This window comes from Aminobacter sp. BE322, assembly GCF_050433525.1.
GTDB lineage: Bacteria > Pseudomonadota > Alphaproteobacteria > Rhizobiales > Rhizobiaceae > Aminobacter.
Window position 1 is genome coordinate 1 of sequence record NZ_JBNPXB010000015.1, and the last position, 13383, is coordinate 13383.

At 67.0% G+C, this 13383-nt stretch carries 13 protein-coding genes and 1 pseudogene; 8 read left to right on the plus strand and 6 right to left on the minus strand.

Annotation, left to right across the window (positions count from 1 at the left end; genetic code table 11):
- Positions 1 to 231: pseudogene (locus J2X50_RS18790) on the plus strand (hypothetical protein); the annotation flags it as partial.
- Between the two features lie 273 nt (positions 232 to 504).
- Here the strand turns inward: J2X50_RS18790 and lepA are convergent.
- The gene (gene lepA / locus J2X50_RS18795; RefSeq protein ID WP_429097296.1) at positions 505 to 2313 is read right to left on the minus strand and encodes a translation elongation factor 4; all 1809 of its coding nucleotides are present in this window, start codon (positions 2311 to 2313) and stop codon (positions 505 to 507) included.
- 68 nt (positions 2314 to 2381) lie between these two features.
- Positions 2382 to 2699, minus strand: a complete 318-nt coding sequence (locus tag J2X50_RS18800) for a hypothetical protein (RefSeq protein ID WP_429097297.1) — start codon at positions 2697 to 2699, stop codon at positions 2382 to 2384.
- Positions 2700 to 2886: 187 nt separating this feature from the next.
- Here J2X50_RS18800 and J2X50_RS18805 point away from each other — a divergent pair, with 187 nt between their 5' ends.
- The 4 genes from J2X50_RS18805 (at position 2887) to J2X50_RS18820 (ending at position 5214) form a co-directional block, all read left to right on the plus strand.
- The gene (locus J2X50_RS18805) at positions 2887 to 3501 is read left to right on the plus strand and encodes a GNAT family N-acetyltransferase (RefSeq protein WP_429097298.1); all 615 of its coding nucleotides are present in this window, start codon (positions 2887 to 2889) and stop codon (positions 3499 to 3501) included.
- A gap of 147 nt (positions 3502 to 3648) precedes the next feature.
- Positions 3649 to 3948: a hypothetical protein gene (locus J2X50_RS18810; protein WP_429097300.1), complete on the plus strand. Its 300-nt coding sequence runs from the start codon at positions 3649 to 3651 to the stop codon at positions 3946 to 3948.
- 166 nt (positions 3949 to 4114) lie between these two features.
- Positions 4115 to 4453 (plus strand): hypothetical protein, encoded by a 339-nt coding sequence (locus J2X50_RS18815; protein WP_429097302.1) that lies wholly within the window; start codon positions 4115 to 4117, stop codon positions 4451 to 4453.
- Positions 4454 to 4578: 125 nt separating this feature from the next.
- A complete protein-coding gene (locus tag J2X50_RS18820) occupies positions 4579 to 5214 on the plus strand; it encodes a hypothetical protein (protein WP_429097303.1) in 636 nt (211 codons plus the stop codon).
- Positions 5215 to 5299: 85 nt separating this feature from the next.
- On the opposite strand, the gene J2X50_RS18825 is transcribed toward J2X50_RS18820, so the two are convergent.
- The 3 genes from J2X50_RS18825 to J2X50_RS18835 all read right to left on the minus strand — a co-directional run bounded on the left by J2X50_RS18825 (position 5300) and on the right by J2X50_RS18835 (position 9500).
- A complete protein-coding gene (locus tag J2X50_RS18825; RefSeq protein ID WP_429097305.1) occupies positions 5300 to 5962 on the minus strand; it encodes a LuxR C-terminal-related transcriptional regulator in 663 nt (220 codons plus the stop codon).
- Complete coding sequence (locus J2X50_RS18830; protein WP_429097307.1) at positions 5959 to 7362, minus strand: sensor histidine kinase; 1404 nt, start codon at positions 7360 to 7362, stop codon at positions 5959 to 5961. The genes J2X50_RS18825 and J2X50_RS18830 overlap by 4 nt, the downstream gene beginning before the upstream one ends.
- A 146-nt stretch (positions 7363 to 7508) precedes the next feature.
- Positions 7509 to 9500: a PhoX family protein gene (locus J2X50_RS18835; RefSeq protein WP_429097309.1), complete on the minus strand. Its 1992-nt coding sequence runs from the start codon at positions 9498 to 9500 to the stop codon at positions 7509 to 7511.
- A gap of 244 nt (positions 9501 to 9744) precedes the next feature.
- On the opposite strand from J2X50_RS18835, the gene J2X50_RS18840 reads away from it, so the two are divergent.
- The 3 genes from J2X50_RS18840 to J2X50_RS18850 all read left to right on the plus strand — a co-directional run bounded on the left by J2X50_RS18840 (position 9745) and on the right by J2X50_RS18850 (position 12586).
- Positions 9745 to 10443, plus strand: a complete 699-nt coding sequence (locus J2X50_RS18840; RefSeq protein WP_429097311.1) for a phosphatase PAP2 family protein — start codon at positions 9745 to 9747, stop codon at positions 10441 to 10443.
- Positions 10444 to 10521: 78 nt separating this feature from the next.
- Positions 10522 to 10767 (plus strand): helix-turn-helix domain-containing protein, encoded by a 246-nt coding sequence (locus J2X50_RS18845; RefSeq protein ID WP_429097313.1) that lies wholly within the window; start codon positions 10522 to 10524, stop codon positions 10765 to 10767.
- Between the two features lie 85 nt (positions 10768 to 10852).
- On the plus strand, positions 10853 to 12586 hold the full coding sequence (locus J2X50_RS18850; RefSeq protein ID WP_429097314.1) for a SulP family inorganic anion transporter: 1734 nt from the start codon (positions 10853 to 10855) through the stop codon (positions 12584 to 12586).
- Here the strand turns inward: J2X50_RS18850 and J2X50_RS18855 are convergent.
- Positions 12525 to 13373, minus strand: a complete 849-nt coding sequence (locus tag J2X50_RS18855; RefSeq protein ID WP_340036063.1) for a YiiX/YebB-like N1pC/P60 family cysteine hydrolase — start codon at positions 13371 to 13373, stop codon at positions 12525 to 12527. The genes J2X50_RS18850 and J2X50_RS18855 overlap by 62 nt on opposite strands.
- Positions 13374 to 13383: the final 10 nt, after the last annotated feature.

Here is a 13383-nt window from a genome sequence, read left to right on the forward strand (position 1 = left end):
CGGCAACGGCTCGATTCGGTCCACATCCGCGCCCTGAATCACGTTTCACGCCCGGCGGGAATCCCTCAAATCCGATTTTCCAAACAGCCTCTTAGCGTGCCATTCCAAATGAAGATCATCAAGCACGCGCTTGATAACTGGCCGTCAGATTATGCCTCGATGAAGCACGAGGTCCGCGCAGCAGGGCCACGTCACTACAACGAAGCCACTTACAAATCACTTGGGCTCTAGGGGGGGGGCGCCAAGTTGTAAAGCCGCGAGAGGCGAAGGCGCTCCAGTAGCCCTCACGGTGAACCTGTTGAACCACGAGGACGCCAGGCGCCATATTCTGATTGCCCAAAACGTCATGGTTCGACAGCCTCACCATGAGGGTCTTGGGGGGCCCGTCGTTCGCCCTGTGGCGTTGACGCTTTGGAGCGATTTGCTGGGGAGTTTCGCGCCGCCCCTCATCCGGCCCTGCGGGCCACCTTCTCCCCGTGAACGGGGAGAAGGAAAAAGAGAACGTCAGTTGTCGCCCATCTTGAGCGCCTGGATGAAGGCTTCCTGGGGGATGTCGACCTTGCCGAACTGGCGCATGCGCTTCTTGCCCTCCTTCTGCTTCTCGAGCAGCTTGCGCTTGCGGGTGACGTCGCCGCCGTAGCACTTGGCGGTGACGTCCTTGCGCAGCGCGGAGATGGTCTCGCGGGCGATGATGCGGCCGCCGATGGCCGCCTGGATCGGGATCTTGAACATGTGCTGCGGGATCAGCTCCTTGAGCTTCTCGCACATGGTGCGGCCGCGCTTTTCGGCCGCGGTGCGGTGGACCAGCATGGACAGCGCGTCGACCGGCTCGTCGTTGACCAGGATCGACATCTTGACCAGGTCGCCCTCACGGTAGTCGGTGAGGTGGTAGTCGAAGGAGGCGTAGCCCTTGGAGATCGACTTCAGCCGGTCGTAGAAGTCGAAGACGACCTCGTTGAGCGGCAGGTCGTAGACCAGCATGGCGCGCTTGCCGACATAGGAGAGGTCGGCCTGGATGCCGCGGCGGTCCTGGCAGAGCTTGAGGATGCCGCCGAGATAGTCGTCGGGGGTGAGGATGGTGGCGCGGATCCACGGCTCCTCGATCGAGGCGATCTTGACCACGTCGGGCATGTCGGCCGGGTTGTGCAGTTCCTTGACCGTGCCGTCGTTGAGGTTCATGCGGTAGACGACGGAAGGGGCGGTGGCGATGAGGTCGAGGTTGAACTCGCGCTCGAGCCGCTCCTGGATGATCTCGAGGTGCAAGAGGCCGAGGAAGCCGCAGCGGAAGCCGAAGCCGAGGGCGGCCGAGGTTTCCATCTCGTAGGAGAAGCTGGCGTCGTTCAAGCGCAGCTTGCCCATGGCCGCGCGCAGGTCCTCGAAGTCGGCGGCATCGACCGGGAACAGGCCGCAGAAGACCACCGGCTGGGCCGGCTTGAAGCCGGCAAGCGCGTCGGTGGTGGGGCGGCGGTCCTCGGTGATGGTGTCGCCGACGCGGGTGTCGGCCACTTCCTTGATCGAGGCGGTGATGAAGCCGAACTCGCCGGGGCCGATCTCGTCGACATTGAGCATCTTGGGCGTGAACACGCCGGTGCGCTCGACCGGGTATTTGGCGCCGGTGCCCATCATGCGGATGGTCTGGCCCTTCTTCAGCACGCCGTCGATGACGCGCACGAGCACGATGACGCCGAGATAGGCGTCGTACCACGAGTCGACCAGCATGGCCTTGAGCGGCTTGGCCGCATCGCCGGCGCGCGGGGCGGGCAGCTGGTGGACGATCGCCTCCAGCACGTCCTCGATGCCGATGCCGGTCTTGGCCGAGATCATCACCGCCTGGGAGGCGTCGATGCCGATGACTTCCTCGACCTGCTCCTTGATGCGCTCGGGCTCGGCGGCGGGCAGGTCGATCTTGTTGAGCACGACCACGATCTCGTGGTTGTTGTCGATCGCCTGGTAGACGTTGGCGAGCGTCTGGGCCTCGACGCCTTGCGAGGCGTCGACGACGAGCAGCGAGCCCTCGCAGGCGGCAAGGGAGCGGGAGACCTCGTAGGCGAAGTCGACGTGGCCGGGCGTGTCGATCAGGTTGAGGACGTAGTCCTCGCCGTTCTTGGCGCGGTAGTTGAGGCGCACGGTCTGCGCCTTGATGGTGATGCCGCGCTCGCGCTCGATGTCCATCGAGTCCAGCACCTGGTCCTTCATCTCGCGCGTGTCGAGGCCGCCGGTGAGCTGGATCAGCCGGTCGGCGAGCGTCGACTTGCCGTGGTCGATGTGGGCGACGATGGAGAAGTTGCGGATATGGTCGAGCGGTGTGGTCATCGCCGCGCTTTAGCAGGGGCGGCAAGGCTTCACAAGCGCGGGCATAAGGCTTTGCCGGGGCCGCGGGCTCAGGCGCGGCCGGCGACCTGCATGGCGGCGAGGCCGCGCGGGGCACGGCGGGTACAGGCGGCGAGCAGGGCGGCGCAGAGCAGGTCGGCGTCGGCGCCGTCGCGCGGGCTCCAGCCGCAGCCGCAGGCATGGGGCCCGCAATGCGCATCCGCCGCCTCGCGGTAGACCGAACCGACGGCGCGGGCGGCCAGTCTCAGCACCGCCATCGGCGGCAGGCCGGTGCTGCGCATGGCGTCGGCAAAGCCGTTCATGACGGCGGTGCGCAGGAGCGCCTCGGCGTCTTCGCCGCGGCGCTCGCTGTCGTCGGTGGGGGCCATGGGGATCTCCTGGCGGGTCATGGAAGGGTGGCGCCGAAGGACGGCGCGCTGCATGCTCACTAAATAATATGAGTAAAAATATCAAGTTTAAAATCGGGACCGGCGCGGGGCTGCCGGAAGCCTGTGGCGGCAGGTTGACGCAGGCGCGGCGGCGCGCTCCAATGCGGTCGAAATGGAGGAGACTGCCATGCCGGAGCGAGCCCAGCCGAGCGAGGAGGCGCTCGCCGCGCATGCCCGCCCCGCCACCAAGGCGGACGCGGCGGTGCTGGTAGAACTGGTCAACATGGCCGGCGACGGGCTGCCGCTGCATTTGTGGACGCAGATGGCCAAGGGCGGCGATCCGTGGGAGGTGGGGCGCCAGCGGGCGCGGCGCGAGACGGGCAGCTTCTCCTACCGCAACGCCATCGTGCTCGAGCGCGGCAGGGTGCTCGCCTGCCTGATCGGCTATCCGATCGTGCCGGGGCCGCCGGACCCCGACACGCCGGCGATCTTCGCGCCGATGAACGAGCTCGAGGCGCTGGCCACGGGCAGCTGGTACGTCAACGTGCTCGCCACCGTGCCCGAGGCGCGCCGGCAGGGTTTCGGCACGCGGCTGCTCGCCATGGCCGACGAGATCGCCGAGGCGACCGGCTGCAACGGCACCAGCCTGATCGTCTCGGACGCCAACGTGGCGGCGCGCGGGCTCTACGAGCGCGGCGGCTATCGCGAGGCGGCGCGCCGGCCGATCGTCCGGGACGGCTGGGACACGCCCGGCGAGGACTGGGTGCTGATGATCAAGCCGCGACAGGACACGCTGGAGTGACGGCGGCCGCGGGGCGGCTGCCTGCGTGCGGCCGACGGCGCCGGCATCTCTTTTTTCCGAGGCCATGAACCTTCTCCGGTGACCGGGGCACTGACCTGTGTGGCGGCCTTCGAGCCGCAAGACCAGAGGTCCCAGAGGAGAACCGAAATGACCACGACGCTCGTCCGCACGTCGCTGATCGCGACGCTCGCGCTTTCCATGTCGGCCTTCGCCGGTGCCGCTTCCGCCGCCCAGCTCAAGGCGCGGGTGCCGGCGCCGCCGCCGCACCAGCTCGGCCTCGCGGCGCCCGGCGGCGGCCAGGCCGAGGGCCATGTCGAGAAATGCAACAACAAGTCGTCGTGCAACCTGCTCATCGCCTACTGCATCGGCCATGGCGGCGACTGGGAGGAGACCGGCACGCCGGGCCCGAACGGCGAACCGCAGAAGGGCAAGTGTACCTACCCCTGATCGCGTCAGGGGCTCCCAAGACTGCACGTTGCGCGCCCTCCCGTCTCCGGACGGGAGGGTTTTCGCGCAGTATGACGCGATAGTGTCGGAGCGTGTCGCCGGCCTGCTTGACGCCCGCCTGGCATTCGGAGCAAATCCCCCGGATATTCGTGGGAGCTTGCCTCAAATGTCCGCCATCGGCCTTTCGCTGCTCGGTTTCTCGACCGTGATCTTCCTGGTCGCCGCCATGGTGGCCAAGACCTGGGGCATCGAGCCGACCATCGGAAAGCTGGTGGTGACGCTGCTGCTCTATTCGCTGGGCAACCTGATCATGCTGCGGCTGGTGCGCGACTTCGGCATGTCGGTGTCGTTCAGCCTGTCGGCGGTGATCCAGCTGATCGCCGTCAACCTCGTGGCAATCGTCTATTTCGGCGAGAAGCTGAGCGGCATCCAAGGCGCAGGCGTCGGGCTGGCGGTGGTGGCGGTGGCGCTGATCACGCTCGGACCGGCAATCGCCGGGAAATAATCCCCACCGATCTGCCGGAATATCAGACCAAAGTCCGAATTGGACGCCCGCTTTGGTCCATGACCAAAACGCAGTGGTCGCAGGACTCTTCCGCGCATTGAATCGGATGAGCAAATTCGCGTCGATTGGGGGCAGCGGCAGAATCAGCGCGCTGCGAAGAGTTCGGAATGCGCGGGACGTCGCTTCGGCCTTTTGCAATGCTTGCACTGCGCGCCTCGACTGCGCTGGCGCTGACGCTCGCGCCGTTGCAGCTCGGCTTCGAGGGCGCGCTGCCGAAGCTGAGCGCGGCCGTGGCGCTGGCCGGCAAGAAGGACGGCCCGGACTCACGAGGCGGTCGCGATTCGCGCGACGGCGGCCATGAATCGAAAGGCGGAGACGCCGGCAACGAGTCAGGCGCCGGCAGCGAAGCAGGCACGAGCAGCAAGGCCAGTGGCGGAGAGGCCGGTGCCGGCAGCAACGGCGAGGACAAGAGCGATGGCAATCGCCGCGCCGACGATCGGGACGACGGCCCCCGCGGCAAGAGCGACAAGGCCGACAAAGGCAAGAACGGCCGCGGCAACGGCGGCGACAAGAGCACGAATCCTTCGAAAGGCACCCGCGTCGAAATCGACGGGAACAACATCAGGGTCATCTACCCAGACGGAATAAAAGAAGAAATCGACAACGGCATCTACCAGATGAAGGATGCCGCAGGTCGGACAATCATCAAACGCCGCGCCAAGCAGGCCGACATCGACCGATTGAAGGCGATGGCGGGCTGACCCACCCCCACCCCCCCGCAGCGCGGCGAGGAACTCAGGCAACAGGGCTGGAAGGGCAACCTTCCAGCCTTTTTATTTGGTGTCGCTATTGAGCCTCGGCCGCACGGCTCCGCGCGTCGCGCAGCAGCATCGCCGCCTCGGTGCGGTTGCGGACGTTGAGCTTGGCCAGAACCCGCGTCATGTGATGCTTGACCGTCTTTTCCTGCAGCGCCAGGCGGCCCGCCACCTCCTTGTTGCTGAGCCCCGCCGAGACCAGCTCAAGGATACCGGCCTCACGATCGGTGAGCTGGCGCAGCGGATCGGCCCTCGGTTCTGCCAGCTGGATCGCCTGTAGGTCACTGATCAGCCGCGCCGAGACCACGGGCGAGACATAGATCTCGCCGGCGGCGACGCTGCGCAGGATCTCGGCCAGCATCCGGGAGCCGACACCCTTCAGCACATAGCCGCGGACGCCGTGGTTGAGGGCAGTGGTGACGTCGTCGCGCGCCTCGGAGACGGTCAGCATGACGATCTTCTGTCCCGGGCGCCGGACGAGGATTTCCTGCGCGGCGTTCAGCCCTCCTCCCGGCAGGCTGATGTCGAGCAGCAGGATCTCCGGCCCCACCTCGCCGACGATGCGCAGCGCATCCTCCGCGCTGGCGCCCTCGGCGACGATCTCGAAGCCACCGTGCTCGACCAGGCTGCGCGCAACCCCCTCCCTGAACAGCGGATGATCGTCTACGACGGCGAGACGCAGGGGCGTGGTCATGTCTGTTCCTTCTCCCGGACGGCGAGGGTGACGGCGACACGCGTGCCCTCCGGCGACGACGCCAACGAAAAGTCGCCGCCGATGCTCTCCACGCGCTCGCGCAGGCCCGCCAGGCCGAGCCTGTCGGCACGAACGTTTTCGACGTCGAAGCCCGCCCCCTCATCGATCACCTCTACGACCAGGCGACCGTCGACGGCGGCGACCTTGACGGCCTGCCCGTGCCCGCCGGCATGGCGGAAGGCGTTGTTGAGGGCCTCCTGGACAAAGCGGAAGATGCTGATCTTTTCCGACGAGGCAAGGCCGAACTCGGGGACGTCGCCCGACAGCGCCACGGCCGTCCCGGTGCGCTGCTCATGGGTGGCAACGGCAAGGCCCAGTATTTCCGCCAGGTTCGCAGTTTCGATCTGCGGCAGCACCAGGCCGTTGCAGATATCGCGGATCTCGCGCATCGCCTCGTCGAGACTGGCCTTGATGGCACCCACTTCCGCCTCGCGTTCGACAGCCCGCGCCCGAGGACTGGAAATCGCGCGGCTGTCCATGCGCAGCGAGGCGAGCGCCAGGAGTTGGGCCGGCCCGTCGTGCAGGTCGGCGGCGATGCGGCGCAGGAAACGTTCGTTGAGGGCAGTGGCACGGCGAGAAGCGCCCTGGACACGCATGCGCAGCGCCGAGTTCTGGGCCAGCAGCTTCTGCAGTTCGGCGACGCGCTCCTGGAGCGCCTGGCGCTGATCGTCGATGGTCCTGCCGCCGCGATAGACGATGCCCCACAGCAGGCCGAAGATCGCCAGCGCCGTGCCGGCGACGAAGAGCCAGCTGGACAGGCGCGCCTCTGTCAGCGTCGCCTGGAATTCATATGCGATCTCGCAAAATTCCGACACCGCCACGACCTGTCCCGACCAGGGTTCGCGCACCGGATTGTAGATTTCCATGATCGGCATGCCCGCGACTTTTCCCGGGCGTTTGTCGCCTGCGCCGACCGTGTCGAAGTGAGCGACGACGCGGCCGCTCCAGGCGGCCTCGAGATCAGGCGTGAGCGGAAGCTTCTTGCCGATCTGGCTGGCGTCCTTGGAATAGAGGATGGTGCCGTCGCGCGACCAGAGCCGGAACAGGAGGATGCGTTCGCCCAGCCCACCCTGGTCGAGCGTTTCGTCGAGGGCCCGCTTGACGGACTCGCTCAGCGCCCCGCCGCGGCGCATGTCGGGCAGGATCGGGGCGATGACGCTATCGACATAGAGCGCCGTGGTGGTGGCCGCATTGCGGGTGACACCGTCCTCGATCCGGGAGGTGACCCAATAGCCGGCAAGGAACATCGCCGCCAGCAGCACGGCGCCGCCGGCGATCAAAAACTGGACGACCAGCGACAGTCCGGTCCACCTCCGGCCAAGTCGTTCGAACGTGCGCACCCTGCCTCCTCGTGACGCGGCATCATAGGGGCACAATGGCGATTCTTGTACCTGTCTTTCACGCGGCCGCGGCCGGGGTATGCGCTGTTCACAAAAAAACCGGCGGGGCGACCCCGCCGGCTGCGTTTTCCTGTGTCTATCCTGAATCAGACGCCGATCTTGCCGCCGCCCTGCCTGGTGATGGCGACCACGGCCGGACGCACCGGCATGTCGGGCTTGAAATCGGGCCAGCGGGTCGACAGGTCCTCGTAGTAGGACGGGCGGCCGAAGCCCTCCCAATCCTCGCCACCGTCGCCCGGATGCTGTACCGCGACGAAGGCCGTCTGATCGTCCGGCGCGAACAGCGGGCCGCACATTTCGGCGCCGACCGGCACGCGGAAGAACAGCTTCGAGGTGGCACGCGCCTCGCCCTCGGTGTCGACGGCCCAGAGGCCGTCGGTACGGCCGGTGGCCTTGGGGTTGTTGCCGTCGGTCGCGACCCAGAGACGGCCGGCGGAATCGACGGCGCAGTTGTCGGGCATGCCGAACCAGCCGTTCTGGGTGGTCGAGGTCGAGAACGAGGCGCCGACCTCGGCGATCGACGGATCGCCGCACTTGAGAAGCACTTCCCACTTGCCCCTGGTGGCCGCGAAGTCGCCGCCGTCCTCGACCAGTTCGATGATGTGGCCGAAGGCGTTCTCGGCGCGCGGGTTGGCGGCGTCGACCTGGTCGGCCTTGCGCTTCGAGTTGTTGGTCAGCATGACATAGACCTTGCCGTTGACGGCATTGGGCTGGATGTCCTCGGGCCGGTCCATCTTGGTGGCGCCGAGCAGGTCGGCGGCGCGGCGCGTCTCGATGACCACGTCGGCCTGGCTGACGAAGCCGTTGTCGGCCGTGAGCGGACCCTCGCCCTGGACCAGCGGCAGCCACTCGAACGAGCCGTCCTCGGCGAACTTGGCGACGTAGAGCGTGCCCTCATCGAGCAGGTCGAGGTTGGCGGCGCGATCATCCGGGTTGAACTTGCCCTTGGTCACGAACTTGTAGACGTAGTCGAAGCGCTCGTCGTCGCCGAGGTAGAAGACGACGCGGCCGTCGGGGGCGACGATGGATTCGGCGCCCTCGTGCTTGAAGCGGCCGAGCGCGGTGCGCTTCTTCGGCAGCGAGTTCGGGTCCCGGACGTCGACCTCGACGATCCAGCCGAAGCGGTTGGGCTCGTTCGGCTCCTTGGAAACATCGAAGCGATCGTAGAACTTGAGCCACTCATAGGTGCCTTCCGGCACGCCGAGGCGCTTGTAGTTGGCGGCCTCCGGATGGTCGGCCGGCAGCTCGCCGCCGAAATAGCCGTGGAAGTTCTCCTCGGCCATGATGTAGGTGCCCCAGGGCGTGACGCCGCCGGCGCAATTGTTGAGGGTGCCGAGCACCTTGGTGCCGGTGGCGTCGGCATTGGTCTTGAGGCGGTCGTGGCCGGCGGCCGGACCGGTGAGCTGCATCTCGGTGGTGGAGGTGATGCGGCGGTTGAGCTTGCCGTCGCGCACGACCTGCCACTTGCCGCCCTCCTTGCGGATCTCGACGATCGAGCCGCCATGGGCTGCCATCTCGATATCGACGCGCTTCTGGTCGGCGGGCGCGACCTCGATCTTGCCCTCGGCGATCTTGACGATGCCGGGGAACATCAGGTGGTCGTTGGTGTATTCGTGATTGACGACGAGCAGGCCGTGCTCGGCCGAGCCTTCGAGCGGCACGTAGCCGACATAGTCGTTGTTGTAGCCGAACTGCCTGGCCTGCGCCTCGGCCGACTGGTTCAGCGGGTCGAACGCGGGCGCGTCGGCAAAGATCGGGTCGCCCCAGCGCAGCAGAACGTCGGCGTCGTAGCCGGCGGCGACATGGTGCTTGTCGTCGATGCCGGCCTCGACCTCGTCGAAACTGAAGGCCGAGGCGGCGGCGGCGCGAGCGTCGTCGGCGAGGATGATGGCGATGGGGCTGACGGTGGCGGCAATCGCCGAGACGGCGAGCGATCCCTTGAGGAAATTGCGGCGCGAGAAGCGCGTGGCGATGATGTCGCCCATGGTGCGGTTGTCGGTCGGGTTGTGGCCGGGACCGTCATTCTCCTCGAGCAGGCTGGTGCGGAATTTCTGATCGTTGGGAGCGTGCTGGTTCATGTTTTCGACCTCTGGCTGATGCTTCGCTTGGGGTTCGCCGAGACCGCTAATCGGACGACATAACAGTAGCATGACAGTTTCGCCGAAAATCGGGCGCCGCTATACAGCGTCGAGGATCGGCCCTTGCCGACGAAAGACGCTGCGACCTTTTGATTGCGCGCCTTTTCTTTGGGAAACCTCTCCCCACTTGTTGCGCACGGGCCCGGAAGCGGCCATCCCGAAGCTGGAACGGAACGGCAGGACGATGCATCAGAAACTGTGGAACAAGGTCCAATTGTCGCTGCTGGCGGCGGGCATCGTCATCGCCGGCGGGCTGTGGGCCTTCGTCGAACTGGCGGAGGTCGCGCGCGACGCGGCACCGCGCTCCTTCGACACCGACATCCTGCTCGCCTTCCGCGTGGCGGGCGAACCCAACAACCCGATCGGACCCGCCTGGTTCGAAGAGGCGATGCGCGACATCACCGCGCTCGGCAGCGCTGCGGTGCTGATCTACATCACCGCGATCGCCATCATCTACCTGTGCCTGATCCGGCGCTGGGGACCGGCGCTGTTCGTGTTCGCCTCGGTCGCCGGCGCACAGGTGCTTTCGAGCCTGCTCAAGCTCGGCATCGACCGGCCGCGGCCGGACCTGGTCTCGCACCTGGCGCAGGTGCAGACCATGAGCTTCCCCAGCGGGCACGCCATGCTCGCGGCGGTGACCTACCTGACGCTGGGCGTGGTGCTGGCCCGCGTGGTGCCCGGCCGCGCCACCACCGTCTTCGTCTTCTTCGTCGCGATCCTGACCGCGCTGCTGGTCGGCATCAGCCGCATCTATCTCGGCGTGCACTGGCCCTCGGACGTGTTGGCCGGATGGAGCGCCGGCTTCGCCTGGGCGACGCTGTGCTGGGTGGTCAGCCGCTACCTGCTGCGGCCCGGCGAGGAAACTGAAGACGACATGCGCTGAACATCGATATTAATGCTTGAAACATCACCATGAATGTATGATACATTCATTCTGCGGACAGAGACGGGAACTCCGACATTGATCACCGCCGCACAGATGCGCGCCGCTCGAGCGCTGGCAGGCATCGACCAGAAGACGCTTGCCGAAAAGGCCGGGGTCTCGGTTCCGACGATCCAGCGCATGGAAGCGAGCGAGGGCGTGGTGCGCGGCGTGGTCGACACGCTGACCAAGGTCATCGAAGCGCTCGACGCCGCCGGTGTGGAACTCATCGGCGAGACCGAGGCCGGCGGCCGCGGCGTGCGCCTGAAGAAGAAGGCCGGCTGAGCCCGTCAACCATCCGCAGAGAGTCGCGACGGCGACCGCCGACAGACATGCCGACGATCCCGCCGCATTGCAGGACGATGCAGGCATGGACGCAGCAGGCAACAGACATAGACACGACCGACCGACATTCGCCGAACTGTTCACGCCCAAGCTGGTGACGGTCTTGCGCGAGGGTTATGGCACGGCGCAGCTGAAGGCCGACGCCATCGCGGGGTTGACGGTGGCGATCGTGGCGCTGCCGCTTTCCATGGCAATCGCGATCGCCTCGGGCGTGTCGCCCGACAGGGGCCTGTTCACGGCCATCGTCGGCGGCTTCATCATCTCGGCACTGGGCGGCAGCCGCTTCCAGATCGGCGGGCCGGCGGGCGCGTTCATCGTGCTGGTGGCGGCGACGGTGGCGCGCGAGGGCGTCGAGGGGCTGATCCTGGCGACGATGATGGCGGGCATCTTCCTCGTCGCCATCGGCTATCTCAGGCTCGGCACCTACATCAAGTTCATCCCCTATCCGGTGACCGTGGGCTTCACCGCCGGCATCGCCGTCATCATCTTCGCCAGCCAGCTGAGCGAGATGTTCGGCCTGACGCTCACGGGCAAGGAACCCGGACCGCTGGTGCCGAAGCTGATGGCGCTGGCGGACGCCGCGGGCACGGCGAACCCGGCGGCGATCGCGGTGGCTGGACTGACGATCGGCACGATCCTGGTGCTCAAGCGGCTGAGGCCGGGCTGGCCGGGCATGCTGATCGCGGTCGGCGTCGCATCGCTCGCCGCGGCAGCGCTCGGGCTGCAGGTCGAGACCATCGGCACGCGCTTCGGCGGCATCCCGCGCAGCCTGCCCTGGCCGGCCCTGCCCGATTTGAGCGTCGAAAAGGCGATAGCCGTGCTGCCGGACGCGGTGTCGTTCGCGCTGCTCGGCGCCATCGAATCGCTGCTGTCGGCCGTCGTCGCCGACGGCATGACCGGGCGGCGGCACCGCTCGAACTGCGAGCTGGTGGCGCAGGGCTTCGCCAATATCGGTTCCGCGCTGTTCGGCGGCATCTGCGCCACCGGCACCATCGCGCGCACCGCGACCAACGTCCGGGCCGGCGCGCACGGGCCGGTCTCGGGCATGCTGCATTCGGCCTTCCTGCTCGCCTTCATGCTGGTGGCCGCGCCGCTCGCCTCCTACATCCCGCTGTCGGCGCTGGCCGGCATCCTCGCGGTGGTGGCCTGGAACATGGTCGAGAAGCAGGCCTTCGCGACGCTGGTCCGCACCTCGCGCGGCGACGCGCTGGTCTTGCTCGTGACCTTCGCGCTCGTCGTGTTCCGCGACCTCACCGAAGGCATCGTGGTCGGCTTCGCGCTGGGCTCGGTGCTGTTCATCGACCGGATGGCCAAGAGCATCGCCGTCGAGACCGACCAGCCGCTGGTGCAGGAGGACATGGCGGACGCCACCAACGGCAGCCGCCATGCCTACGAGGCGAGCGATGCCGGCGACGCCGACACGGTGATCTACCGCATCTCCGGCGCCTTCTTCTTCGGCGCGGCCTCGACGGTGGGCGCCGTGCTCGACCGCATCGCCGACCAGCGCAGGAACTTCATCCTCGACTGCTCGCAGGTGCCGTTCCTCGATTCGACCGCCGCCAACGTGCTGGAGGGGGCGGCGCGCAAGGCGAGGAAGGCGGGCGTGCGCTTCTTCATCGCCGGAGCCTCGCCGCAGACGCGGCGCATGCTGATCAACCACGGGGTCAAGCGGCCCTTTGTCAGCTACGCGGCGACCGTCAAGGACGCGCGCGACCTGCTTGCGGCGGAACGGGCAGCGTCGACTTCGGCAGCTCAGTGAGATCGATCTCGCGCTGCTCGCCCCAGGTGATCTGCCGGTAGTCGAAGCCGTATTCCAGCGTCGGCTTGACGATGCGGAAATAGGGCGACAGGTCGAAGTCGCGCGGCGTGTAGAGCGAATGGTGGCGGATCTGCATGATCTCGCGCCGCATGTAGTTGGATTGCGCCGAGGCGCGGCCGGGCGCGCGGGTGATCTCCGGCAGGATGGGATAACGGATCCGGCCGTAGGCCTCGGCGATCATGGTGGAGCAGATGGCGCGGGTCGGATCGCCCGAGCCGAAGGCGATCATGCGCCGGCGCCAGCGCACCGGCACCGGCGGTGTCGGGAAGAAATAGCGCAGCATGTCGACGATGTTCTTGAGGTCGTATCTCAGGCCGAGCCGCTCGACCATGAATTTCACCACCTGCTCGCGGTCCTCCGGCGTCAGGCCGTTGGCGCGGCAGATGCGCGTGTTGTAGGTGCGGTACTTGGACAGCGGCACCGCAACGCAGCCCTCGCCGAGGTTGACCTCGATCAGGCGCGGCCGCTCGGACCCGTCGGCGGGCTCGGGAAGCGCGTCGCCGACATAGAGCGCCGAATGCGACCAGGTCGACTGAGTGAGATACTTGATGACCGCCGAGATGCGCTGATTGCCCTCGACGAGCAGGACATCGCCCGGCTCCAGCGTGCGGCGCAGCGTTTCGGGATCGGACGGCGTATAGGGCTCGTAGCCGGAGGATTCCGCCTGCAGTCGTGAAGCGAGCCAGCGGCCGGTGCGGTCGAGCAAGGTATCTGTCGTCTGCGTCATGACCCAAGGG